The sequence below is a fragment of the Kitasatospora sp. NPDC029312 genome, from assembly GCF_055569215.1.
The window spans coordinates 1-22,739 of record NZ_JBVHXY010000063.1; the positions used below are offsets into that span (position 1 = coordinate 1).

25 protein-coding genes are annotated in these 22,739 nt (G+C 74.9%); 14 read left to right on the plus strand and 11 right to left on the minus strand.

Annotated features, from left to right (window positions below):
- Positions 1 to 158: 158 nt before the first annotated feature.
- Entirely contained in the window at positions 159 to 428 is a 270-nt protein-coding gene (locus tag ACZ4WV_RS33025) for a helix-turn-helix domain-containing protein (protein WP_465752372.1), read from the minus strand.
- Positions 429 to 544: 116 nt separating this feature from the next.
- Here ACZ4WV_RS33025 and map point away from each other — a divergent pair, with 116 nt between their 5' ends.
- Positions 545 to 1,312, plus strand: a complete 768-nt coding sequence (gene map, locus ACZ4WV_RS33030; RefSeq protein ID WP_465752374.1) for a type I methionyl aminopeptidase — start codon at positions 545 to 547, stop codon at positions 1,310 to 1,312.
- A 128-nt stretch (positions 1,313 to 1,440) separates the two neighbouring features.
- Positions 1,441 to 1,866, plus strand: a complete 426-nt coding sequence (locus ACZ4WV_RS33035; protein ID WP_465752376.1) for an acyl-CoA thioesterase — start codon at positions 1,441 to 1,443, stop codon at positions 1,864 to 1,866.
- 53 nt (positions 1,867 to 1,919) lie between these two features.
- On the opposite strand, the gene ACZ4WV_RS33040 is transcribed toward ACZ4WV_RS33035, so the two are convergent.
- A complete protein-coding gene (locus ACZ4WV_RS33040; RefSeq protein ID WP_465752378.1) occupies positions 1,920 to 2,963 on the minus strand; it encodes a YibE/F family protein in 1,044 nt (347 codons plus the stop codon).
- 209 nt (positions 2,964 to 3,172) lie between these two features.
- Between ACZ4WV_RS33040 and ACZ4WV_RS33045 the strand changes: the two genes are divergently transcribed.
- Together ACZ4WV_RS33045 and ACZ4WV_RS33050 are read left to right on the plus strand one after the other, a co-directional pair.
- Positions 3,173 to 4,666, plus strand: a complete 1,494-nt coding sequence (locus ACZ4WV_RS33045) for an alpha/beta hydrolase (RefSeq protein ID WP_465752380.1) — start codon at positions 3,173 to 3,175, stop codon at positions 4,664 to 4,666.
- Between the two features lie 179 nt (positions 4,667 to 4,845).
- On the plus strand, positions 4,846 to 7,173 hold the full coding sequence (locus ACZ4WV_RS33050; protein ID WP_465752382.1) for a transglycosylase domain-containing protein: 2,328 nt from the start codon (positions 4,846 to 4,848) through the stop codon (positions 7,171 to 7,173).
- A 67-nt stretch (positions 7,174 to 7,240) separates the two neighbouring features.
- On the opposite strand, the gene ACZ4WV_RS33055 is transcribed toward ACZ4WV_RS33050, so the two are convergent.
- Together ACZ4WV_RS33055 and ACZ4WV_RS33060 are read right to left on the minus strand one after the other, a co-directional pair.
- Positions 7,241 to 7,885 carry a hypothetical protein gene (locus tag ACZ4WV_RS33055; RefSeq protein ID WP_465752384.1) on the minus strand — a complete coding sequence of 215 codons (645 nt, stop codon included), beginning with the start codon at positions 7,883 to 7,885 and terminating at the stop codon, positions 7,241 to 7,243.
- 19 nt (positions 7,886 to 7,904) lie between these two features.
- Positions 7,905 to 8,453: an RBBP9/YdeN family alpha/beta hydrolase gene (locus ACZ4WV_RS33060; protein ID WP_465752386.1), complete on the minus strand. Its 549-nt coding sequence runs from the start codon at positions 8,451 to 8,453 to the stop codon at positions 7,905 to 7,907.
- A gap of 388 nt (positions 8,454 to 8,841) precedes the next feature.
- On the opposite strand from ACZ4WV_RS33060, the gene ACZ4WV_RS33065 reads away from it, so the two are divergent.
- Positions 8,842 to 10,170: a serine hydrolase domain-containing protein gene (locus tag ACZ4WV_RS33065; protein WP_465752388.1), complete on the plus strand. Its 1,329-nt coding sequence runs from the start codon at positions 8,842 to 8,844 to the stop codon at positions 10,168 to 10,170.
- Between the two features lie 77 nt (positions 10,171 to 10,247).
- Positions 10,248 to 10,766 carry a gamma carbonic anhydrase family protein gene (locus ACZ4WV_RS33070; protein ID WP_465752390.1) on the plus strand — a complete coding sequence of 173 codons (519 nt, stop codon included), beginning with the start codon at positions 10,248 to 10,250 and terminating at the stop codon, positions 10,764 to 10,766.
- A gap of 23 nt (positions 10,767 to 10,789) precedes the next feature.
- On the opposite strand, the gene ACZ4WV_RS33075 is transcribed toward ACZ4WV_RS33070, so the two are convergent.
- Entirely contained in the window at positions 10,790 to 12,013 is a 1,224-nt protein-coding gene (locus tag ACZ4WV_RS33075; RefSeq protein WP_465752392.1) for an MFS transporter, read from the minus strand.
- 153 nt (positions 12,014 to 12,166) lie between these two features.
- Here ACZ4WV_RS33075 and ACZ4WV_RS33080 point away from each other — a divergent pair, with 153 nt between their 5' ends.
- Genes ACZ4WV_RS33080 through ACZ4WV_RS33095 form a run of 4 tightly spaced genes read left to right on the plus strand, consistent with a single transcriptional unit; the run spans position 12,167 to position 14,021 of the window.
- Positions 12,167 to 12,400 (plus strand): DUF2277 domain-containing protein, encoded by a 234-nt coding sequence (locus tag ACZ4WV_RS33080; RefSeq protein WP_465752394.1) that lies wholly within the window; start codon positions 12,167 to 12,169, stop codon positions 12,398 to 12,400.
- Between the two features lie 37 nt (positions 12,401 to 12,437).
- The gene (locus ACZ4WV_RS33085) at positions 12,438 to 12,674 is read left to right on the plus strand and encodes a DUF6296 family protein (protein WP_465752396.1); all 237 of its coding nucleotides are present in this window, start codon (positions 12,438 to 12,440) and stop codon (positions 12,672 to 12,674) included.
- A 57-nt stretch (positions 12,675 to 12,731) separates the two neighbouring features.
- Entirely contained in the window at positions 12,732 to 13,016 is a 285-nt protein-coding gene (locus ACZ4WV_RS33090) for a DUF427 domain-containing protein (protein WP_465752398.1), read from the plus strand.
- Positions 13,017 to 13,052: 36 nt separating this feature from the next.
- Positions 13,053 to 14,021, plus strand: coding sequence for a hypothetical protein (locus ACZ4WV_RS33095; protein WP_465752400.1), 969 nt, complete (start codon positions 13,053 to 13,055; stop codon positions 14,019 to 14,021).
- A gap of 73 nt (positions 14,022 to 14,094) precedes the next feature.
- On the opposite strand, the gene ACZ4WV_RS33100 is transcribed toward ACZ4WV_RS33095, so the two are convergent.
- The 5 genes from ACZ4WV_RS33100 to ACZ4WV_RS33120 all read right to left on the minus strand — a co-directional run bounded on the left by ACZ4WV_RS33100 (position 14,095) and on the right by ACZ4WV_RS33120 (position 18,239).
- Positions 14,095 to 14,442: a hypothetical protein gene (locus ACZ4WV_RS33100; protein ID WP_465752403.1), complete on the minus strand. Its 348-nt coding sequence runs from the start codon at positions 14,440 to 14,442 to the stop codon at positions 14,095 to 14,097.
- 103 nt (positions 14,443 to 14,545) lie between these two features.
- On the minus strand, positions 14,546 to 14,710 hold the full coding sequence (locus tag ACZ4WV_RS33105) for a hypothetical protein (protein ID WP_465752405.1): 165 nt from the start codon (positions 14,708 to 14,710) through the stop codon (positions 14,546 to 14,548).
- Positions 14,711 to 14,942: 232 nt separating this feature from the next.
- On the minus strand, positions 14,943 to 16,157 hold the full coding sequence (locus ACZ4WV_RS33110) for a cytochrome P450 (protein ID WP_465752407.1): 1,215 nt from the start codon (positions 16,155 to 16,157) through the stop codon (positions 14,943 to 14,945).
- A 103-nt stretch (positions 16,158 to 16,260) separates the two neighbouring features.
- The gene (locus tag ACZ4WV_RS33115; protein ID WP_465752409.1) at positions 16,261 to 16,479 is read right to left on the minus strand and encodes a ferredoxin; all 219 of its coding nucleotides are present in this window, start codon (positions 16,477 to 16,479) and stop codon (positions 16,261 to 16,263) included.
- 218 nt (positions 16,480 to 16,697) lie between these two features.
- A complete protein-coding gene (locus ACZ4WV_RS33120; protein WP_465752412.1) occupies positions 16,698 to 18,239 on the minus strand; it encodes an ATP-dependent DNA ligase in 1,542 nt (513 codons plus the stop codon).
- Between the two features lie 180 nt (positions 18,240 to 18,419).
- Between ACZ4WV_RS33120 and ACZ4WV_RS33125 the strand changes: the two genes are divergently transcribed.
- The 4 genes from ACZ4WV_RS33125 (at position 18,420) to ACZ4WV_RS33140 (ending at position 22,405) form a co-directional block, all read left to right on the plus strand.
- Entirely contained in the window at positions 18,420 to 18,830 is a 411-nt protein-coding gene (locus ACZ4WV_RS33125; RefSeq protein WP_465752414.1) for a PPOX class F420-dependent oxidoreductase, read from the plus strand.
- Between the two features lie 167 nt (positions 18,831 to 18,997).
- Positions 18,998 to 19,477 carry a GNAT family N-acetyltransferase gene (locus ACZ4WV_RS33130; RefSeq protein ID WP_465752417.1) on the plus strand — a complete coding sequence of 160 codons (480 nt, stop codon included), beginning with the start codon at positions 18,998 to 19,000 and terminating at the stop codon, positions 19,475 to 19,477.
- Positions 19,478 to 19,592: 115 nt separating this feature from the next.
- Positions 19,593 to 20,621, plus strand: a complete 1,029-nt coding sequence (locus ACZ4WV_RS33135; protein WP_465752419.1) for a CAP domain-containing protein — start codon at positions 19,593 to 19,595, stop codon at positions 20,619 to 20,621.
- Positions 20,622 to 20,788: 167 nt separating this feature from the next.
- Positions 20,789 to 22,405 carry a sigma-70 family RNA polymerase sigma factor gene (locus tag ACZ4WV_RS33140; protein ID WP_465752421.1) on the plus strand — a complete coding sequence of 539 codons (1,617 nt, stop codon included), beginning with the start codon at positions 20,789 to 20,791 and terminating at the stop codon, positions 22,403 to 22,405.
- Positions 22,406 to 22,456: 51 nt separating this feature from the next.
- Here the strand turns inward: ACZ4WV_RS33140 and ACZ4WV_RS33145 are convergent, their stop codons facing one another.
- Positions 22,457 to 22,693, minus strand: a complete 237-nt coding sequence (locus ACZ4WV_RS33145) for a hypothetical protein (RefSeq protein ID WP_465752423.1) — start codon at positions 22,691 to 22,693, stop codon at positions 22,457 to 22,459.
- Positions 22,694 to 22,739 lie beyond the last annotated feature (46 nt).

Sequence of the window (22,739 nt, forward strand, 5' to 3'; positions counted from 1 at the left end):
CTTTCCCCCGACTCCTCCCCCCCCCCCCTACCCGCCCACCCCCCCCCCCCCCCCCCTCCCTTTTCCCCCCCCCCCCCCCCCCTCCCCCCCCTCCCTCCCCCCCCCCCCCCCCCCCCCCCCCCCCCCCCCCCGCTCCGTCGTCCCCGGGCCGACGTGTCCTACGCGGAGAGCGCCTCGCCGTCCTCGGGCAGCGAACAGGCGGCCGCGAGCTCGTCCAGGGAGAGGTCCAGCGCGTAGGCCAGCGCCGCGATGGTGAAGAAGGACGGCGTCGGGGCCCGTCCGGTCTCGATCTTGCGCAGCGTCTCGGCCGAGACCCCGGCCACCGCCGCCACCTCGACCATGCTGCGTTCACCACGCGCCTCGCGCAGCAGTGCGCCGAAACGCTCCCCGCGCTCGCGTTCCCACGGGGCCAACGGAGTCCTCACCATGGCACCGAGTCTACGGCCTGCCCGGCGGCTCCCCGCCGGGCACCTGTGGCGTTCCCTCTCCAGGGCCGTGATACAAATACCGGTATAAGAATTGGATCCAAGGGAGTGGTTCACCAATGGTCGAACTCAAGTCGGACACCGCCCTCGCCGCGATGCGGGAGGCCGGGAGGGTCGTCGGCAACGCGCTGGCGGCCGTGCAGCGGGAGGCCGCGATCGGCGTCAGCCTGCTGGAGCTGGATGAAGTGGCGCGGGGCGTGCTGGACGCCGCCGGGGCGAGCTCGCCGTTCCTCGGCTACCGGCCGTCCTTCGCGCCCGTCCCCTTCCCCGCCGTCATCTGCGCCTCCGTCAACGACGCGGTGGTCCACGGCGTGCCCGACGGCTACCGGCTGCGCGACGGCGACCTGGTGAGCATCGACTGCGGCGCCGTGCTGGATGGCTGGTGCGGCGACGCCGCCGTCAGCTTCACCGTCGGCACCGCCCGGCCCGAGGACACCGCCCTGATCACGGCCGCCCGGCGCGCCCTGGAGGCCGGGATCGCCGCCGCCGTGGTCGGCAACCGGCTCGGTGACCTGGGCCACGCCATCGGCGCCGTCGCCCGCAGCGGGCGGTACGGGATGCTCGAGGGCTTCGGTGGGCACGGCATCGGGCGCCGGATGCACGAGGACCCGCACGTGCCCAACGACGGCCGCCCCGGCCGGGGTTACCCGCTGCGCCCGGGTCTGGTGCTGGCCATCGAGCCGATGCTCACCGCCGGCGGCCGCGACGACTACCGCACCGACCCGGACGGCTGGACCCTGCGCACCACGGACGGCAGCCGCGCCGCCCACATGGAGCACACCGTCGCCGTCACCGAGGACGGCCCGCGGATCCTCACCCTGCCCTGACCGCGGCCCCGCCGTAGCCGCAGTCCTGCCGTCACCGCAGCCCCGCCGTCATCGCACCCGCACCACGGGCCCCGTGGGTGACGGACGACACGCGGTGCCGCCGCTCCCGCCCTAGTACTGTGCGGGGCATGACAGACCAGGACTTCACCACGCGGGTCACCGTGCGCGGCTACGAGACCGACACCCAGGGCCACCTGAACCAGTCCGTCTACCTCCAGTACGCCGAGCACGCCCGCTGGGAGTACCTCCAGGCCGCCGGGATCCGGCAGGCCGACCTGGTGGCCAAGGGCGTCGGCCCGGTCGTCCTGGAGACCACGATCAAGTACCTGCGGGAGCTGCGCGCCACCGACGCCGTGGACATCACCTGCACCTTCGCCTGGCGGGACGGCAAGACCTTCCAGGTGGTGCAGCGGCTGGTCCGCGAGGACGGCGTGCTCGCCGCCGAGATCACCGGGGTGGGCGGAATCCTCGACCTGGCGGAGCGCCGGCTCGTCCCGGACCCGCGCGAGCCGCTGCGCGCCCTGGCCTCGAACCCGGGCCTCCTCGGCCTCTGAACGCCCGGCACGCCTGCCCACGCCTGCCCACGCCCGCCCACGCCCGTCAGGCCCTACTGCCCGTGCCGGTGCCGCCCGGCGTCCGCCGCCGTCCGAGGGTGGTCGGCGGCGGCGATCAGGGCGGCCAGTCCGGTGGTCACCGGGACCGAGGCGACCAGCCCGATGCTGCCGACCAGGGCGCGGGCGACCTCCTCGGCCACCAGTTCGCTGGTGGCCACCGCCACCACGCCCCGGTGCGCGATCGAGAACAGCAGCAGCAGCGGCAGGGCGGCGCCCGCGTAGGCGAGCACCAGGGTGTTGACGGTCGAGGCGATGTGGTCCCGCCCGATCCGCATGCCCGTCCGGTAGAGCCGGCCGGCGCCCATGGTCGGATCGGCCTGGTGCAGCTCCCAGACCGCCGAGGTCTGGGTGACCGTCACGTCGAACAGCACGCCCAGCGAGCCGATCACGAACCCGGCCAGCAGCAGGCCCCGGGTCTCGATCCCGGGGTAGAGGAGGTGGACCAGCCCCGTCTCCTCCGAGGTGTTCCCGGTCAGGTGCGCCCAGGAGGCGAACGCCAGGCTGAGCACCCCGATCAGCACCAGGGACACCAGGGTGCCGAGCACCGCCACCGAGGTCCGGGCGGAGAGCCCGTGGCACAGGTAGAGCGCGATCAGCATGATGGCGCCGGCGCCGACGATCGCCACCAGCAGCGGGTCCGAGCCGTGCAGCACGGCGGGCAGGATGAACAGCGACAGCACGGCGAAACTGATCACCAGCGCGACCAGTGCGGCCGCCCCGCGCCACCGCCCGACGAGCACCACGATCGCCGCGAACAGCCCGGCCAGTACGCCCAGCGGCAGTCTGCGACCGGTGTCCACCGCGCTGGACCGCAGATGGTGCTCGAGGCCCGTCCCGGGGTGCGGGTGCGCCGGGACGCCACCCGGCCAGAGCAGCACCAGCCCGACCACCACGGCCACCGCGAAGGGGATCAGCACGGCCGCGATCACCGTGCGCAGCCGGGCGGAGACCGGCGCGGCCGGCCCGTGGGCGTGCGCGTGCCCCACCGCCGCGCCGTCGCCACCCGCGCGTTCGTCCTCCAGCGTCCCTGTCGTCACCTCACGCCTCCTCAGGTCCCGTTCATGGCATCGGATCTGCCGTGACCTCCGAAATCATCGGGGTCCGGCCCGCCGTGGCGGCGCAGGGCGCGAACCGTGGGCGCGCCGCGGTGGTGCGGGCACACCCCGGCGACGGGGGGATGGCCTCACCGTCGACCGACCGGCTACCCGCATGGGCCCAAGTCCGCTGCCGCGGAAGACTCCTGGCCATGACGAAGAGCATCCACCGAACCGCCGCCGCCACCGCGGCCGCCGCCATCGCCGTCACCGTGCTCACCGCCCTGCCGGCCGCCGCCGACCCGGAGCACGCCGGCCGGGACCGCCTCCACTGGTCCACCTGCCAGGGGCAGGCCGACCCGCGCCAGCGGTGCGCGGACCTCACCGTCCCCCTGGACTACAACGACCCGGACGGCCAACGGATCACGGTCGCCGTGTCCCGGATCTCCACCGCCAAACCGGGCCTGCGCCACGGCGTGCTGCTGATCATCCCCGGCGGCCCCGGCGAGAACGGCCTGGACCGCCCGAGCAGCGTGGCCGGCCGGCTGCCGCAGTCCGTGCTGGACCGTTTCGACCTGGTCGGCTTCGACCCGCGCGGCGTCGGGCGCTCCACCCCGGTCAGCTGCGGCCTGGACCACGCCGACCTGGCGATGGTCAGGCTCCGCCCCTGGCCGGCCGCCGACGGCTCGATCGACGGCAACCTCGCCACCGGCCGCCGCTTCGCCGAGGCCTGCGCCCGCAACGGCGGCCCGGTGCTGCGCAGCATCTCCACCGCCGTCGAAGCGCGGGACATCGACAGCATCCGGCGTGCCCTGGGGGAGCGCCGCCTCTCCGCCTGGGGCACCTCGTACGGCACCTACGCGGGCGCCGTCTACGCCACGATGTTCGCGAAGGACACCGACCGGATCGTGCTGGACAGCAACGACGACCCGGACCCGTCGCGGGTCGGCCGCGGCTGGCTGGCGGCCTTCGGCCAGGGCGCGGAGGACCGCTTCCCCGACTTCGCCGCCTGGGCGTCGGCCCCCGGCAACCCGGACCGGGTCGCCGACACCCCCGAACAGGTCCGCCAGCTCTTCCTCGACCTGGCCGCGCGCCTGGACCGCACCCCGCTGCCGTGGCCCGGCGCCAACCCGGCCGAGCTGGACGGCAACGTGCTGCGCGAGACCATGCTGACCAGCCTGTACGCGGACGCCAGGTTCCCCGACCTGGCCCGGCTGATGCTGGCGGCCCAGGGTCGCCGCCCGCTGCCCACCCCGGTGACGGCGCCCGACGAGGTGCTGCAGAACCACATCGCCGCCTCGGCGGCCACCCTCTGCAACGACGTGGCCTGGCCGACCGACCCGGCCGCCTACGCCAAGGACGTGGCCGCCGACCGCGCCGCCCGTCCGCTCACCGCCGGCATGCCGGTGAACGCGATGCCGTGCACCTTCTGGCCGTTCGCTCCCGCCGAGCCGCCGGTCCGGGTGACCGGCCGCGGCCCCGCTGACGTCCTGCTCGCGCAGAACCTGCGCGACCCGGCCACCCCGTACCGCGGCGCGCTCGAGCTGCGGGCGGCCTTCGGCGACCGCGCCCGGATGGTCACCGTGGACTCCGGCGGCCACGACGCCTACCTGGCGAACGGGAACGCCTGCGGGGACGCGGCGGTGACGGACTTCCTGGTGACCGGCCGCCGCCCGGCCGACGACGTGTTCTGTCCCGCGAGCTGAGGTTCGAGGCGCGGCCCTGAGAAGCGCACGCGGGGGCAACCAGCCGTGGACGAACGGTCCTTGCCCCCGCGTAGCGCTCCGGGGACCGGCGGGAACGAGCCGAAGCTGTCGCGATTTTGTGACAATAGTTCGCCAACAGGCCGCCCACGCAGGGGTTTCACGGCCTTAATGTTCGAACCATGCCACCGAAGAGCCGCATACCTTCCCCGGACCCGGGCGACACCTGGGTGCCCCGCCCGAGGCGCCGTGAGACCCCCCTCGGAATCCTGCGCCATGCGGCCACCTACCTCGGCTCCTGCGTGCTCGGCGGCGTGCTGCTGGCGGGTCTGCTCCTCCCGGCGGCCGGCGCGGCCGGGCTGGCCGCGAAGAGCGGTGCCGAGAGCTTCGAGAGCATCCCCGACGACTTCAAGGCCCCGCCGCTGACCCAGGCCACCCAGATCTTCGACGCCAAGGGCGGGCTGATCGCCAAGGTCTACGAGCGCGACCGCACCGTCCTGGCGGCCGAACAGATGTCCCCGCTGATCCGCCAGGCCCAGGTGGACATCGAGGACGCCCGCTTCTACGAGCACGGCGCGGTGGACCTCAAGGGCGTCCTGCGGGCGGTCACCAAGAACGCCGAGAGCGGCGCCGCCGTCCAGGGCGCCTCCACCCTGACCCAGCAGTACGTGAAGAACGTCAACGTCGAGCTGGCCGGGGACGACCCGGTGGCGGTGCGGGAGGCCCAGCGCAAGACGCTCGGCCGCAAGATCCAGGAACTCCGGTACGCCATCAAGCTGGAGGAGGACCTGACCAAGGACCAGATCCTCACCAACTACCTGAACATCACCTTCTACGGCCACCAGGCGTACGGCATCGAGGCCGCCGCCCAGCGCTACTTCAGCAAGTCCGCCAGGGAACTCACCCTGCCCGAGGCGGCGATGCTCGCCGGGCTGGTGCAGAACCCGTCCCAGTACGACCCGAAGCTGCACCCGGTCGCCGCCCGCAAACGCCGGGACACCGTCCTCGACAAGATGGTGGAGAACAAGCACATCACCGCCGACCAGGCCGACGAGGCCAAGGCGGCCCCGCTCGGCCTCGACTACAAGGACCCGCAGAACGGCTGCATCACCGCCCGGGCCGGCACGGGGTTCTTCTGCGACTACGTGCGCCACGTGGTCAAGCAGGACCCGGTGTACGGCAAGAGCGCCGCCGAGCGCAAGAAGCTGTGGGACACCGGCGGTCTGAACATCTACACCACCCTGGACCCGGACAAGCAGGCCGCCGCGCAGAACGCCGTCTCCACCAAGGTGTACGTCACCGACCCGGTCTCGGCGGCGATGACCATGGTCGAGCCCGGCACCGGCAAGATCCTGGCGATGGCCCAGACCCGTCCGTACGGCCTGGCGAAGGAGCAGAATCAGACCGTCGTCAACCTCAACGTGGACGCCGCGATGGGCGGGGGCATCGGCTTCCAGCCGGGCTCCAACTTCAAGCCGATCGTGGCCGCCGCCGCTCTGGAGGCCGGTCTGCCGCCCACCCAGCGGTACGACTCGCCGAACCGGATGGACTGGCCGACGATGACGACCTGCGACGGCACCTGGAAGAACCTGAACAAGGGCAAGAAGGACGGCGTGATCCCCAACGAGAGCGCCCGCGAGGTCGGCCCGTACGAGCTCAAGGAGGCGATGGCCCTCTCGGTCAACACCTACTTCGTGCAGATGGAGCAGGAGATCGGGCTCTGCGCCGTCAAGCAGATGGCGAACAAGCTGGGCGTGACCGCCAAGGCGAGCGGCGACCCGCTGCAGGAGGTGCCCGCCCTCGGCCTCGGCACCCAGGAGGTCAGCCCGCTGACCATGGCCAACGTGTACGCGGCCTTCGCCGCCCGGGGCAGCTACTGCGCACCGCTGGCGATCAACCGGATCACCACGGTGGACGGCAAGGACGTCCCGGTGAACCCGGTCCGCTGCGACCAGGTGATGTCCCAGGACACCGCCGACGTGATCAACACCGTCCTGCTCGGGGTCACCGAGAAGGGCGGCACCGCGCGCGACCTCCGGCTGGACGACGACCGCCAGATCGCGGGCAAGACCGGCACCACCGACGAGAAGAAGTCCGCCTGGTTCACCGGTTACACCGGCAACCTCGCCGCCTCGGTCTGGCTGGGCAGCCCGGGCACCAAGGTGCCGATGCGCAACATCCGGATCGGCGGCCAGTACCAGCCGGAGGTCTTCGGCGCGACGGGCCCCGGGCCGATCTGGCAGCGGGCGATGAGCGACGCCGTGAAGTCCATGCCGGAGCAGGAGTTCGCCACCGTCCACATCCCGGACCCGGTCAAGCGGGACCCGGGCTGCACCACCTCCAGCGGCACCCCGGGACAGCCCACCTGCACCGGCGCGGCCAACCCGGGCACGGCTGCGGGCCGGCCGCGCGGCACCAACCCCTCGGGCACCAACCCCTCGGGCGGTGATCCCGCCGGACGCTCCGCGCCGACCGGCCCGTTCACTCCGCCGGACCCGGAGGACCGGTGACCCATCGCCGAGCCGCCGGCCCCGCCCGAGCACCCGAACTCCTAGGGGGCCGCGGCAGGCCGGCGGCCTACCGGGCCTCGACCGGCTCGCCGCTGTCCTGGTCGACGTTGAACACCCGCCGGTAGGAGTCGGTCACCACCGTCACCTGCGACCGCCCGGACCAGCTCGCCTCCACCAGCCGGGCGTCGTCCGGTCCGCCGCCGACGTCCGTGAGCACCCAGCGCCGGGCCGACCAGCCCTCGCCGCTCTCCAACAGCACCTGCCAGTGGTCGCCGGCCTCCGCCCCGGAGCCGTACGAGCGGTGCACCACCACGAGGACCCGCTCCGCCCCGGCCGGGGCCGCCTCCCGGCTGCGGGTCTCGGCCGCCGACACCTTGTGCGCGGCCAGCGCGCCGAGCAGGAACACCACCCCGGCCGTCACCGTCACCGCCCGGGTGGCCGTCCGGACGGCGGTGCGGCGGTCGCCCAGCCAGGCGGCGGCGATCAGCGCCGCCAGCGCCCCGCCGAGCAGCAGCTCCGGCTGGTTGAGCAGGTCGGCGACCACCATCAGCCCGCCCGAGCGGCTTTCCCACTGCCCCCAGGTGTACAGCAGGACGGCCAGCACCCCGCAGGCCGCCAGCAAGCGGACCAGGGCGCGCCTGGACCCCGGCGTCCGGCGGCTCGCCCCGTCGTCCGTTCGGCAGTCCATCCCGTTGCCCACACGGCCGTTCATCGTCCCCCCGGTCATGTCGTCACAGCTCCGCGAGGAGCTTCCGGCCCTCCGGCCAATCACCCAGCCCGGAGTCCGAGTTGAGGTGCCCGTAAGCGCCCGGCTCGACGTATCGGGCGCCCCACGCGCGGGCGAACTCCCGGGCCCGCTCCGGGCTCACCCAGGGGTCGTCGGTGGAGGCGACCACCACGGCCGGGAACGGCAGGGGCTCCAGCGCCACCGGGCGGAAGCCGGTCAGCTCCGGCACCTCGGCGGTGTCGATGTCGGCCGGGGCCACCAGCAGCGCGCCCCGTACGGCGGCCGTCCGTTCGGCCGGGGCCCCGGCCGCCCAGCGGGCCGCGGTGACGCAGCCCAGGCTGTGCGCGACCAGCACCACCGGCCCCTCGGCGGCGGCCGCGTCCACCGCCGCGTCCACCCGGGCCACCCAGTCCGTCTGCTCCGGGTGGTCCCAGTCCGCCTGCTCGATCCGGCGGAAGGCCTCCGGCTCGGCGGTCTCCCAGCGGGTCTGCCAGTGCTCGGGGCCGGAATTCCGGTAGCCGGGCAGGACGAGGTGGACGGTGCGGTCCGGCATGGGCTCCTCCGGGAAACGAACGGTAACGGGCAGCAGGAGTCTAGGACCCGGACGGCCCGCCGCCGCAGCCGGGCGCTGCCACCGCTCGTGGGCCCGGCGCGTGCGGCTCACGCCGGGCGCGCAGCCGCCACCGTGCGCCGCGGCGCGCCCGGCGCGCCCGGCGCGCCCGCTGCGCCCCGGCTGCCGACGGCGCGGCCGGGACGGGAGACGAACGGACGCCGCTGAGGCGGGCCGACCCCGACCCGCCTCGGGGTACGGCCCGCGGGGCCGTCCGGGATCGGCTCCTCCGCCAGGCCGATGACGGCCCGCCGCCGGCCTGCCATGGTGTCCCAAGCCATGGAGTCGGCCGGACGCGTGACCCCGGCCCCGCCCGTACCGGGAGGACGGCATGACCGCCACCGACCGCACCGTCCGCCGCCGCAGACCGGCCCTGCGCGTCGCCGTCGTGACCGTCGCGGGCGCCGGCCTGCTCGCCGCGTTCGCCCCGGCCGCCCTCGCCGAGCCCGCAGGCCGCTCGCCGGCCTCCGGCTGCCACGGCGCCGTCCACCTCGCCGCCGCCGACCGCGCCGACCGGACGGACTCCGCCGCCGGCCGCGCCGACTGGGCCGCCGCCGACGCGGCGCTGGCCGGCCTCACCGGCCCGGGCCCCGGCCGCGGCCCCCGCCCCGGCTACGGCACCTCCGCCCTCGCCGCCGTCCGCGAGGATCGCCGACTGCTCTGGCGCAACGCCACCGGCGTCGCCGACCTCGCCACCGGCCTGCCCGCCGACCCCGAAGGGCGCTTCCGGATCGGCGGCACCACCGAGACCTTCGTCGCCACCACGCTGCTCCAACTGGTCGGCGAGCGGCGGCTCGACCTCGACGACCGCCTGGAGTGCCTGCTGCCCGGCGTCGTCCCGAACAGCACGCAGATCACCGTGCGGCAACTGCTCGACCACACCAGCGGCGTCGCCGACTACCGGAAGGACCCGGCCTTCGACGTCACCGGACAGGACTGGCTGACCGCCGGTCGCGTCGAGCCGTACTCCCTCCAGGCGCTGGTCGACCTCGCCGACCGGTACCCGCCCGCCTTCCCGCCGGGCCAGGACCGGCGCCGGTCCGCCACCGACTACGTCCTGATCGGGATGGTCATCGAGAAGCTCACCGGCCGCAGCTGGCAGGAGGAGGTCACCCGCCGGATCCTCCGCCCGCTCCACCTCACCGGCACCTCGATGCCCGGCGACTCGCCCTTCATCCCCGGCTCGCACGCCCACGGCTACCTCAGGACGGACACCGGCCCGGTGGACGTCACCCTGCTCGACCCGTCGATGGCCGGCCCCGCCGGCGGCGGCATCTCCACCACCGCCGACCTGACCACCTTCATCGGCGCCCTGCTCGACGGCCGCCTGCTGCGCCCGGCCGAACTCGCCGAGATGCAGCGGACCACCAGCCCCGGTGACGGCCCGGACCGTGGCCTCGGCCTCGGTCTCGGTCTCCTGCGCGTGGACACCCCGTGCGGCACCTTCTGGGGCGGCGCCGGCGGCATCCCCGGCTACCGCACCCTGGTGCTCGGATCGCCGGACGGCAAGCGACAGTTCGCCGCCGCCGTCACCGCGTACGACCCCGCGGACGCGGACGCCGCCGCCTGGAACCGGCTGACCGTCACCGCCCTGTGCGGCGCCCAGGCCCCACCGATCGCCCCCGAATCGCTGCCCGCCCTCACCGACCCCCTACGCTGACGGCCGGAGCACGGCCGACGGAACCGCCGACGTCAGCAGCCGACGGAGCAGCCGGCGTCAGCAGAGGAGGACGAGACATGGCAGAGCCGATGATCGCCGCGGTCGGGGGCCGAGTGCCCGCCGTCCACCCGGGCGCCTTCGTAGCCCCGAACGCCGTCGTGGTCGGGGACGTGACGGTGGGCCCCGGCGCGAGCGTCTGGTACGGGGCGGTGCTGCGCGGCGACGCCGAGTCGATCACCGTCGGCGCGGGCAGCAACATCCAGGACAACTGCACCCTGCACGCCGACCCCGGCTTCCCGCTGGTGGTCGGAGAGCGGATCTCGGTCGGCCACAACGCCGTCCTGCACGGCTGCACGGTCGAGGACGACACCCTGGTCGGCATGAACGCCACCGTCCTCAACGGCGCCCGGATCGGCACCGGCTCGCTGGTCGCCGCCGGCGCCGTGGTGCCCCAGGGCATGACCGTCCCACCCGGCTCACTGGTCGCGGGCGTCCCGGCCAAGGTCCGGCGCGACCTGACCGAGGAGGAGAAGGCGGGCATCAAGCTCAACGGCGAGGGCTACCTGCTGCTGGCCGACGCCCACCGGCAGATCTGAGCCGCCCCGTCCGCCCCGGGAGGCTAGCCCGTCGTCACCAGCGCGGCCGCCGCCGGTCCCGCTGCCGTCGGGTCCGCCGCCGGTTCCGCTGCCACCGGCGCCGGTCGGCGCCGGTCGGCCGTCCAGGCGAGCACCGCGATCAGCGCGCCGGAGGCGGCCAGGCCCGAGCCCACCAGGGTGGGGGAGGTCCAGCCGAAGCCGGCGTCCAGGGCCAGGCCGCCGAAGTACGCGCCCTGGGCGTTGGCCAGGTTGAAGGCGCCCTGCACCGTCGCCGACGCCAGCGTGGGCGCGCTGCGCGCCTTCTGCATCACCAGGGTCTGCACCGCCGGCACGATCGCGAACCCGAACAGCCCGATCAGCACCACCGTGACCGCGGCCGACCAGCGGGCGTGCGCGGTCAGCGCGAACAGCGCGAGCGTCGCCGAGAGCAGCACGAAGGCCGCACAGACGGTCGGCCGCAGCGCCCGGTCGGCGGCGAACCCGCCGAGCACGTTGCCGATGGTCATACCCGTGCCGAAGAGCGCCAGCACCAGGGTCACCGAGCCGGTGGCGTAGCCGGAGACCTCGGTGAGCAGCGGCGCGATGTAGCTGTAGCAGGCGAACATGCCGCCGCAGCCGAACACCACGGTGGCCAGCGCCAGCCAGAGCTGGCCGCTGCGGAAGGCGCGCAGCTCGTGCCGGAGCCCGGACTGGCCGGGGGAGGGCAGGGCCGGCACCAGCCGGGCGATGGCGAGCGTGCCGGCGGCGGCGATCAGCACGACCACCAGCATGGTCGCCCGCCAGCCCAGGTGCTGGCCGAGCAGGGTGGCGGCCGGGACGCCGACGATGTTGGCGACGGTCAGCCCGGAGAACATCACCGCCACCGCCCGGGCCCGCCGGTGCGGGGCCACCAGTTCGGCGGCGGCCACCGCCCCGGCCCCGAAGAAGGCGCCGTGCGGCAGGCCGGTGACCAGCCGGGCGGCGGCCAGCGTCCAGAAGTCCGGTGCCAGCGCGCACAGCAGGTTGCCGGCGGCGAACAGTGCGGCCAGTGCGACCAGCACCGCCTTGCGGGGCCTCCCGGCGGCGAGCGCGGTGAGCAGCGGCGCGCCGATCACCACGCCCAGGGCGTAGGCCGAGATCAGCCAGCCCGCCTGCGGGACGGAGACGTGCAGGCTGTCGGCGACCTGGGGCAGCAGCCCCATGGCGGCGAATTCGGTGGTGCCGATGGCGAACGCGGTGACGGCCAGCGCGACCAGCGCGAGGGGCAAGGGGTGGCTCCGGGGTGATGCCCGCGCCGGTTCGGCGGCGCGCGGCGGGCGATTCGTTCGTCCGGCATCCTAATCCGCTCGGATGACGCCCCCGTGAGGCGGATGTGACGGGAGGAGGTCGCCGACGCGGCGCCCGCGCGCGAGACTGGGGGCATGTGCCGCAACATCAAGACGCTGCGACCGCCCGTGACGCCCGACGCCGACGAGGACGACTTCCGCGCTGCCGCGCTGCAGTACGTCCGCAAGGTGTCCGGCTTCCGCGCCCCGGCGGCGCACAACCGCGAGGCCTTCGACCGGGCCGTGGACGCGGTGGCCGAGGCCACCGCCCGGCTGCTCGCCGAACTGGAGGTCCGGGGGTCGCACGCCCGGGCCGGGGCCGCCGCCTGACGCGGGCGTGGCCGCCGACAAGGATCAGGAGCCGGTGATGAAGCCCGTCGACCGTTACGCCCTCAGTTTTCCGGGGACCCCGGGCACCCACGCCCCGCAGGACGTGGTCGAGGTCAGCCGGACCGACGCCAAGGGGCCGGGAGGCCATCCCGTCTACCAGGACGTCACCGGGATCGTCCGCGCCGAGATCAGCGATGCGGGCGAGGTCCGGATGCTCGCCAGCGGCGGGCACCAGACCCCGCACCTGCCGGTCAGCGCGGAGCCGCTGCCGTGAGCCCCGGGTTTTCCCGGTTCTCCCGGAAGCGCCGCGTTCCTGGGGCACAATCGCACCATGACCACAGCGCGTTGGCAGGGAGTCGTCGTCGCCGAGAGCGATGAGACCGTCGTCGTCGAGGGCAACCACTACTTTCCGGCCGAGTCGGTCCGGGCCGAGTTCCTGCGGCCGTCGGAGACCACCACGGTGTGCGGCTGGAAGGGCACCGCCGGCTACTACACGCTGGAGGTGGCGGGGCGGACCAATCCGGACGCCGCCTGGTGCTACGCCGACCCGAAGCCGGAGGCCGAGCACGTGCGCGGCCGGGTGGCGTTCTGGCGCGGGGTGGAGATCTCCGAGTAGGGCGTACCGTCCGACGGAAGGGGTAACCGCCCATCCATGGGACTCTTCCGCAGACCGGGCCGCGCAGAGCGGCCGGACCGTCCGGAGCCCGGGCCCTCGAACCCCGGGCTCCGCAAGCCCGAGCCCGCCCCCGCCGGCGGGTCCGCCCGCGATCCCGTCCTCGCCGCCGCCGAGGACGGCTCGGAGACCGCCCCCCAGGCCGACCTGGCCGAGGAGCTCGCCGAGCTGGTCGAGCGTGCCGAGCGGCCGACCGGCGCGTGGCGGGTCGCCGACTACCAGGCCGAGCGCGGCCGAGGCCGGGCGCTGGTGGCGCGCGGGACGCGGCGGCTCGGCAGCGGCGGACGGGCGGCCGCCCGGGGAACGCTGCTCGGCGGCAAGGCCCTCACCGAGCAGCTGGTGCGGGCGGCGCCGCGGATCCCGGTCCGTGACCTCGCCACCCTGCGTGCCCAGCACCCGGGCGTGGGCGACCCCGAACAGCTGGCGGACCTGCTGGTCGCCGGTGCCACCCGGGCCTCCGCCGCGCTGGGCGCGGGCGTCGGGGCGGTGGCGATGCTGCCGGTGCCGCTCGCCATGCCGGTGGAGATCGCGGCCGAGACGCTCGCCGTGGCGGCCGTGGAGGTCAAACTGATCGCCGAGCTGCACCAGGTCTACGGCATGCCGGCGCAGGGCGGCACCGCCCAGCGGGCCGGGGCCTACCTGGGCGCCTGGGCGAACCGCCGGGGGATCGACACGACGCTGCTGTTCCGGCCGGCCGGGTTCGCGGCGCTCGCGCTCGGCTCGGAGGTGCGCCGAAAGGTGCGCCGCCGGCTCACCCGCAGCTGGATCCGCCGGATGCCGTCGGTGGCCCCGCTGCTGCTCGGCGCGGGCATCGGCGCGACGGTCAACCGCCGTGACACCCGGCGGCTGGCCGAGCAGGTCCGTGCCGACCTGCGCTCGCGCCCGCCGGCCGACCGCGGCTACTGGGCCGCGGCCGGGCCGACGGTCGAGGGTCAGGTCGTCCGCTAGGGGCCCAGGAGACCGGTCGGACGGTCTGCGGGAAGCGCCGGACGCCCCCCGCGGGCCGTCCGCAGGGGGCGTCCTAGCCGGCGGGTGACATCGGAGCCTTCGCCCCGCGTCCGGTCTTGACGCCGTTCACCATGGCCTGGTGTATCGCCCGCGCGGTGATCTCGTCCGCCGCGGGCACCGGACTGCCCGAGACCGTGTACCAGTCGAGCGCGCCGGTGTACTGGACGGTCAGTCGCGCTTCGCCGTCCACCCAGGTGGTGTGCACGGTGAGGTCGCCGGAGATCGGGCCGACCTCGGCGGTGGTCACCCCGCCGGGGCCGCTGATGATCGATTGGGTGGTCCACGTCGCCCAGGTGGTGCGCGGATCCACGGGCGGCTTGGTCTGCCGGGCCTGCCGACTCGTTTGATCGTGTTCGGTCATGCGCCTATCCTCCCCCGCCGGTGGAGCGCCGCCCGAGCAGCGACACCTGCGGTCGCAATGACCGCCCGGTCCCGCCGGGCGGTCGAATCGGTGTGGCGGACGGTCAGCCGGCGGGGCCGGGCTCCTCCAGCATGGAGTCGCCCTCCGCCTGGGAGGTGTCCTGCGCGTGCAGGTTCTGCATCGAGGTGATGCCCTCCTCGGGATCGACGGCGCGGACGTCCTCGTCGCGATCGGTGCTCACCTGGGAACGTTCGCTCATGTCGGTCATCGCGGGCTCCGTCTCCTCGGCCGGTCCGGGCGCGCCCGCACGCGGGGCGCTGCAGGCCGGGTCCGTCTTCGCCCTTCAAGCCTGCCCCCGCCCCGGCGCGAGGGCCAGCCGGGTGACGTCCGGGCCTCTCGGGTGACCCGCCGGACCTTCGGAAAGCGGCCGAATTCCGCGCCCGGCCGGCCCCCGCGCCCCAGCGGGGTGCGGCCACCGCGCGGACCTCAGCGGAGGACGGTCACCACGCCACCGGGAGCGAGCGCATCCCGTGGATGAACGAGTCCGTACGGAACTCCCGTTCGCTCTCCGCGACGGTCAACCGCAGTCCGGGCAGCCGTCGGAACAGGGTCTCCAGCGAGATCTGGAGTTCGGCCCGGGCCAGCGGCTGGCCCAGGCACTGGTGCACGCCGAAGCCGAAGGCCACGTGCCGACGGGCGTCCCGCTCCAGGTCCAGCTCGTCCGGCGAGCGCCGGTCGCCGCCGCCGAACACCGCCTCGTCCCGGTTGGCGGTGGAGAGCATCGCGATCACGCCCTCCCCGGCCCGGACGGTCTCGCCGCCCAGTTCCACGTCCTCCAGCGCCACCCGGGGCACGCCGGTGTGCACGATGGTCAGCAGGCGCAGCAGTTCCTCCACCGCGCCGGGCAGCGCGGCCGGGTCGGCCAGCCTGGCGATCTGCTCGGGCCGCTCCAGCAGCAGGGCGGTGGAGAGCGCGATCATGTTCGCGGTCGTCTCGTGGCCCGCGACCAGCAGCAGCACCCCGGTGCTGGCGACCTCGTCCACGGTCAGGTCGTCCCGTACGGCGAGCCGGCTGAGGATGTCGTCCTGGGGCCGCTCCCGCTTCCGGGCGGCCAGGGCGCGCAGGTAGTCCAGGATCTCGCGCTGGGCGGTGGTGAGCTGCTCGATGCTGCTCCGGCTGTTCAACAGGGTCCGGCTCAGGCCCTGGAAGCGGTCGCGGTCCTCGTAGGGCACGCCGAGCAGCAGGCAGATCACCAGCGAGGGCACCGGCAGCGCGAAGTCGGCGACGAGGTCGGCCTCCGTCCGGCCGTCGGTCATCGCGTCCAGCGTCTCGTCCACGATCCGCTGGATGCCCGGGCGCAGCGCCTCGACCCGCTTGACCAGGAAGTCCCCGGTGACCATCCGGCGCAGCCGGGCGTGCTCGGGGTCGTCGAGCCGCAGGAAGCTCGGGTTGGCGGTGATCAGCTCCCGGCGGCCGGCCACGAGCAGCGGGAAGGACGGGTGGCGCACGTCGGCGCTGAACCGGCGGTCGGACAGAACGGTGCGGACCTCGGCGTAGCCGGTGGCCAGCCAGCAGGACTGGCCGCCGGGCAGGTCGGCGCGGGTGATCGGACCGGCCGCGGCGGCCGCGGTGTACGCGGGCGGCGGGTCGAACGGGCAGCCGCTGGAGTGCGGAGCCGGGAGGGGGACGGCCTGGGCGGTGGGCGTGCTGGTCAAGGCGGGGTCTCCTTGCCTCGCGGTGTCCTCGGGTGGGGGCTCGACTCTGTGACGGCTCATCAAGTAGCGTGCCGGTGCGGTGATTCCCGGCGCGGTGGTGTGCTCAGGCCGACGCCGGCCCGGGCTCGTCCTCGACGACGGTGATCGCGCCGCCCGGGCAGAGTTCGGCGGCCAGTCCGACGTCGGCGGCCTGGTCGGGCCGGACGACGGTCTGCCGGAGCCTCACCAGACTGTCGTGGTCGTCCTGGTCGAACACTTCGGGGACGTTCATGACGCACATCCCGGAGCTGCAGCAGCGGTCCCGGTCGACGCTCACCCGCATGGTCGGGCCCCTCTCGCCAGTACGCCGCCGGCTGCCCGGCGGCCGCCTCTCGTTGTCATTGCCAACCTAACCGCCGCTGATCCGCCCACGGAGGGAGCGGTGGCCGGATCGCCGAGAATGGCCGATTCGCCCCCCTCCGGGGTTTCCTTGCCGCGCGGCGGGTTTGAATTGACGTTACTCCGCCAAACGGGGTACCCGACAGCCCGGACGGACGCGCCTCACAGCCCCTCGGCAGCGGCGAGCTCCCGTACCGTGGCGACGGTGTCGGCCTCGGCGGCGAGCTTGTCCGGCCGGTAGCGCACCACCCGGGCGAACCGCAGGGCCAGGCCGGCGGGGTAGCGGGGGCTGCGCTGGAGGCCGTCGAAGGCGATCTCGACGACCAGGTCCGGACGGACCCGCACCGTCCACTCGTCCCGCTCGGTCTCCCGGGCGAGCAACTCGGCGGTCTGCCAGGCGAGCGTCTCGTCCGTCAGGCCCTTGAAGGTCTTGCCGAGCATCACCCACTCACCGGGTCCCGGCTCGTCCGACGCCCGGGCGCCCAGGTGCAGATTGCTCAGGAAACCGCGCCGCCGACCGCTGCCCCACTCGGCGGCCAGCACCACCAGGTCCAGGGTGTGCCGGGGCTTCACCTTGATCCAACCCGCCCCCCGCCGCCCGGCCGCGTACCCGGCCGCCGGATCCTTCACCAGCACGCCCTCGTGGCCGAGCGCCAGCGTGTCGCGGAAGAACGCGAGCGCCTGGTCGCGGTCCCCCGTCTCGATGCGCGCGACCCGGAGCCCGGCCGGCACCGCCTCGGCCAGCGCCGCCCAGCGCTCCCGGCCCGGACGGTCCACCAACTCCTCGCCGTCCCGGTGCAGCAGGTCGAAGAAGTAGACGCTCAGCGGAACTTCGGCCCGAAGCCGCTCCGGATCCCGCCGGGAGGCGGTGCGCGCGGCGGTCTCCTGGAACGGGCGCGGCCGCCCGTCGCGGCCGAACGCGATCGCCTCGCCGTCCAGCACCGCCGTCTCCACCGGTAGCGCGAGCGCCGCCTCCACCACCTCGGGGACCCGCGCGGTGATGTCGTCCAGGCTGCGGGTGAACACCGCGACCTCCCCGCCCGCCCGGTGCACCTGCACCCGGATCCCGTCCAACTTCCACTCCACCGCCGCCGGACCGGTGCGCTCCAAGGCCGAGGCGACGTCCGGAGCCGAAGCCGCCAGCATCGGCCGCACCGGCCGCCCCACCTCCAGGCGGAACGCCGCCAGCGCCGGCGCCCCGCCACCGAGGGCCGCCTCCGCCACCGCCCGCGCCGACCCCCGGAACATCAACGCCCGCCGCACCGCCGCCACCGGCACCCCGGCCGCCTGCGCCACCGCGTCCCCCACCAGCGCGTCCAACGCCCCCTGCCGCAGATCACCGACCAGCACCGCCCGCAGGAACCCCTGCTCCACCGCCGTCGCCCGTCCGAACAGCTCCGCCAACAGCCGCCGCCGCTCCGCCTGCGCCCCCGCCCCGTGTACCCCGGCGATCCGCTCCAGCCCCCGCTCCACCTCCCGCACCCCCAGCGACGCCTCGTCCGCCGGCGCCGGCAGGTCACGCAGCGAGGCCCACCCCACGCCCGTCCGCAACCGCTGCGCCTCACCGGAGAGCAGCACCACCGCCGCCGCCCCCTCCTCCGGCCCCAACGCGCGCAGGCACTCCGCCAGCAGGGCCACCTTCGCCCGCCGTCCGCCCTCCGCCGCCACGGCTCCCGACACCTCAGCCAACCGCCGCAACCCCATCCGCCGCTCCTCCGCCGGGCCCGACCCCCACCACCCGTCCAGCATCGGTGGGCACCCCGGCTCCCGCATCCGGGCCCGCCCGGTGCCCCTGCGACGGTGGGGACCGGCGTCGGGGCGCAGGACCGTCCCATCGACGAATCCGGGTGCGGGACGGGCCGGGCAGCAGGTAGCTTCGCCCGAATGACAGCCCTGCTGAACGATTCCATCCGCGCGCTCCTCGATGCGCCGGTCCCCGCCGTCCTCGCCACCCTCAACCCCGACGGGGGCCCGCAGACCTCGGTGGTCTGGGTCGGCCGCGACGGGGACGACCTCCTGGTCTCCACCGCTGCCGGCCGCCGCAAGGAGCGCAACCTGCGCCGCGACCCCCGCGCCAGCCTGACCGTCTTCGACCCGGCCGACCCACTGCGCTACGCCGAGATCCGCGGCCTGGCCACGATCACCGAGGACCTCGGCCGGTCCCTGGCGGTCGCCCTCGCCGAACAGTACGAGGGCCCCGGAGCCGGCGAGGAGTACCTCGACCTCCCGGCGGAGGTGCTCCGTGTGGTCGTCCGGATCAGTCCGACCAAGGTGATCGGCACCCTGACGGCCTGACGGGCCGCCACCCGCCGGCCGGTCACCCGGAGCAGCCCCGGACGGCAGCCGGGAAGCCGCCGGAGTGGCGCACGGGGCCACGGCCGTTGTCCGCCGTGGAGATCGGCGGCGGGGTCGACGGCGCGTCATCCTGGCCCGGTCCGTCCGTCCGACCGAGGGAGTCCGCGTTGAGCACCACCGCCGTGAACCGTTGGACCGTCACCGCGCCGACCGCCGACGACTACCCCGCCTGGCGCGAACTCTTCCGTGGCTACTGCGAGTTCTACCGGGTGCCGATTCCGGAGGAGAAGGCCCGGCTGGTCTGGTCCTGGCTGAACGACCCGGCGCACGAGGTGGAGGGCCTGCTGGTCCGGCACACCGACGGCACACCGGTCGGCCTCGCGCACTTCCGGCCCTTCTCCCGGCCGCTGCACGGCGCCGTCGGCGGGTTCCTGGACGACCTGTTCGTCGCCCCCGGAGTGCGGGGCGCCGGCGCGGTGGACCTGCTGCTGGCCCGGCTGCGCGAGATCGCCGCCGAGCGCGGCTGGACGACCGTGCGGTGGATCACCGCGGACGACAACCACCGGGCGCGCGGCAAGTACGACCAGGTCGCCGTCCGGACCATGTTCGTCACCTACGACATGGCGCCGGACGGCCCCGCCCGCTGAGGCCGCGACCGGCCCACGGACATCCGTTCGGACTTTCTGTTATCGGCGCGCCTCCGGGAGGTCTCCCAGGTGTCGGCACCGGACCCCGCCGACCTGGACAGAAAGCAGTGGCCACGTGGACAGCGACGACAGGACGATCATCCTCCCGGCGACCGGCGGCACCATCGGCACCATCGGCACGATCGGCAGCGACGGCACCGGCGACACCGAGGGCGTGCGCGGCCGCCCGGGCGGTCGGGCCGCGCGGCGGGCCGCCCAGCGGACGGGCGGTCGGGGCCGTCGGGCCCGAAGGCGCGGCGCGCTGGTGCCGGTGACCGCGGTCGTCGCCGCCGTGGCCGGGACGGGCCTGATAGCGGCGCTGGCGGGAGCCGGGTACGCGGCCTACGGCGGCAAGCAGTCCGACCGCGACCTCGCCGGGCAGGCGGCCGCGGCGGACACACTGATCGCCGCCGAACTCGGGACGCACGACGGCATCCAGGTGCCGGGCGCCGGGGGAGCGGTCGGAACGGCGGGCAGTCCGGGGGCCGGTGACCCTTCCACCGCTCCGAGCGCGACGGCCACCCCGACCACGACCGCCTCCGCCTCGCCGACCGCCCAGCCCACCGCGACGGCCACCGCGACCGCCCAGCCCACCGCCACCGCCAAGCCGAGCCCGACCGCGACCCGCACCGCAGCGAACGCCGCCGCGGCCGGATCCGCCGCCACCGCCCTGCGGGCCCCGGCCGGTTCGGCGGCCGCCCCGGCCGGCGGCGGTCCGTCCGCCTCCTACGCCCAGCAGGTGGTGGACCTGGTCAACGCGGAGCGCGCCAAGGCCGGCTGCGCCCCGGTCACCGCCGAGCCCCGGCTGGCGAGCGCCGCCCAGTCGCACAGCGACGACATGGCCGACCGCAACTACTTCGACCACGCCAGCCCCGAGGGCTACCACGCCGACCACCGGATCGAGGCCGCCGGCTACCACTGGAGCACCTGGGGCGAGAACATAGCCCGCGGCCAGAAGGACCCGGCGGCCGTGATGGACGCCTGGATGAACAGCCCCGGCCACCGCGCCAACATTCTGAACTGCGCGTTCAAGCAGCTCGGGGTGGGCGTGCGGACCGGCTCCGGCGGCCCCTGGTGGACCGAGGTCTTCGCCGCACCGGCCTGACCGGCCCCGGCGCCAGCGCCCGGGCGGCGCAGCCGGCGAAGTCCCGTCCTCGACCCTCATCCGGTGCGATTTTCCGATTCCGTGCGCATTGTTGTTATCTGATCACTCCCCACCGGTCTCCGAGGAGGCAGCGGCGGACGGAAACACGGCAAGACGGAGTGCGGACCATGAACGCTGATGTGCAGAACCGGGCCGGGACGACCCTGGTACTCGCGGCACAGGCCGGCGACCGGCAGGCCCAGGAGGCGCTGGTCGCCGCCTGGCTGCCGCTCGTCTACAACGTGGCCGGCCGTGCCCTCGGCGGCCACGCCGACGTGGACGACGTGGCCCAGGAGACCATGATCCGAGCCCTGGCCGGCCTGGAAGGGCTCCGCGAGCCGGAGGCCTTCCGCTCCTGGCTGGTCGCCATCACCATGAACCAGGTGCGCCGCCGGCATGCCGTCGGGCAGCAGCAGCCCACCGTCGGGGGCCTGGACGAGACCTGGGAAGTCCCCGATCCACGCGCCGACTTCACCGACCTGACCATCCTGCGCCTCGGACTCTCCGGCCAGCGCCGCGAGGTGGCCGAAGCCACCCGGTGGCTCGACCCGGACGACCGCGAGCTGCTCGCACTGTGGTGGCTGGAGGCCGGCGGCGAACTCAGCCGCGCCGAGCTCGCCGAAGCCCTCGACCTGACCCCCCAGCACGCCGCCGTCCGCATCCAGCGGATGAAGAAGCAGCTCGAAGCCGGCCGGGTGGTGGTCCGCGCCCTCGGCGCCTACCCGCGCTGCCCCGGCCTCGCCGACGTCACGGCCGGCTTCGACGGCACCCCCAACTCGGTCTGGCGCAAGCGCATCGCCCGGCACATCCGCGGCTGCGCCACCTGCGACGGGCTGGGCCGCGACCTCTTCCCGGCCGAAGGGCTGCTCGCCGGCCTCGTCCTGGTCCCGATCCCGCTGGACTCGCCCGCCCTGCTCCACTTCCAGCACACGGCGGCCACCGCCGCGACGACCGCCGCGCACTCGACCGCCGCCGCTGGCACCGCCGGTGGCGCGGGCACCGGCGGCGGTACAGGGACGGCCACCGGCGCCGGAACGGCCGGAGGCTCCGGCTCGCACGGCGGCTGGGCGGGCACCGCGGCCCGCAAGGCCGTCCTGGTGGGCGGATCGGCGGCAGCGGTGGCCGTGACCACCCTCGCCCTGGTCTGGCCGAACCCCAGCGAGCCGCCGCGCGGAACCGCACCCGAACCCAGCGCCCCGGCCGCCGCCCTGGAGGCCCTGCCGACCCTGGTCGCGACCCCCTCGGAGACCCCGACGCCCACGGCGACGCCGACCCCGGCCCTCACCGAATCCCCGACCGAGACCCCGGCTCCGACCGCCACCCCGGCCGCGCCCCGGCCGACCACCGCCGCACCGCCGCCCACCCCGGAACGGCAGCTGGTGGACCTCGTCAACGCCGAGCGCGCCAAGGCGGGTTGCGCCCCCCTGCGGATCGACCCCCGGCTGCACAGCGCCGCCCAGAAGCACGCCGACGACATGGCCGCCCGCAACTTCTTCGACCACGTCAACCCCGACGGCCTGCACCCCGACGCCCGGATCACCGCCGCGGGCTACCGCTGGTCCCAGTGGGGCGAGAACCTCGACCGCGGCGCGAGCGCCCCGGCAACCGTCGTCTCCCACTGGATGGACGGCGGCATCCACCAGTCCAACATGCTCGACTGCGGCTTCAAGGACGTCGGCGTCGGAGTGGCCGCCGGCCCCGCCGGCACGCTGTGGACCCAGGACCTCGGCGCGCCGCTGTCCTGAACTCCGGCGTCCCGGACCGCCTTGCCGCCGAACCGCCCTGCCGTGAGCGGACTACGCGGGCGTGACCGGGACGAGGCCGTCCGCCGACCCGGTCACGTACCCGGTCGCGTGGCCGACCACGCCGCCCGCCTCCCCGACGTGCCCGGGCAAGGCGTCCGGCGCGCTGGTCAGCGAACCGGGCAGGCCCTCCTGGCCGCCGACGGCACTGGCGTGCGCACTCGGTGCGGTGAGCGAGGCCACGAAGCCCACGGCGAGCGAGGCGACGGCGAGCATGCTGCGCTTGTTCATGGCCGGTCCAACGACACTGCGCCAGAAGGGTTACGGGAGCGTCCGG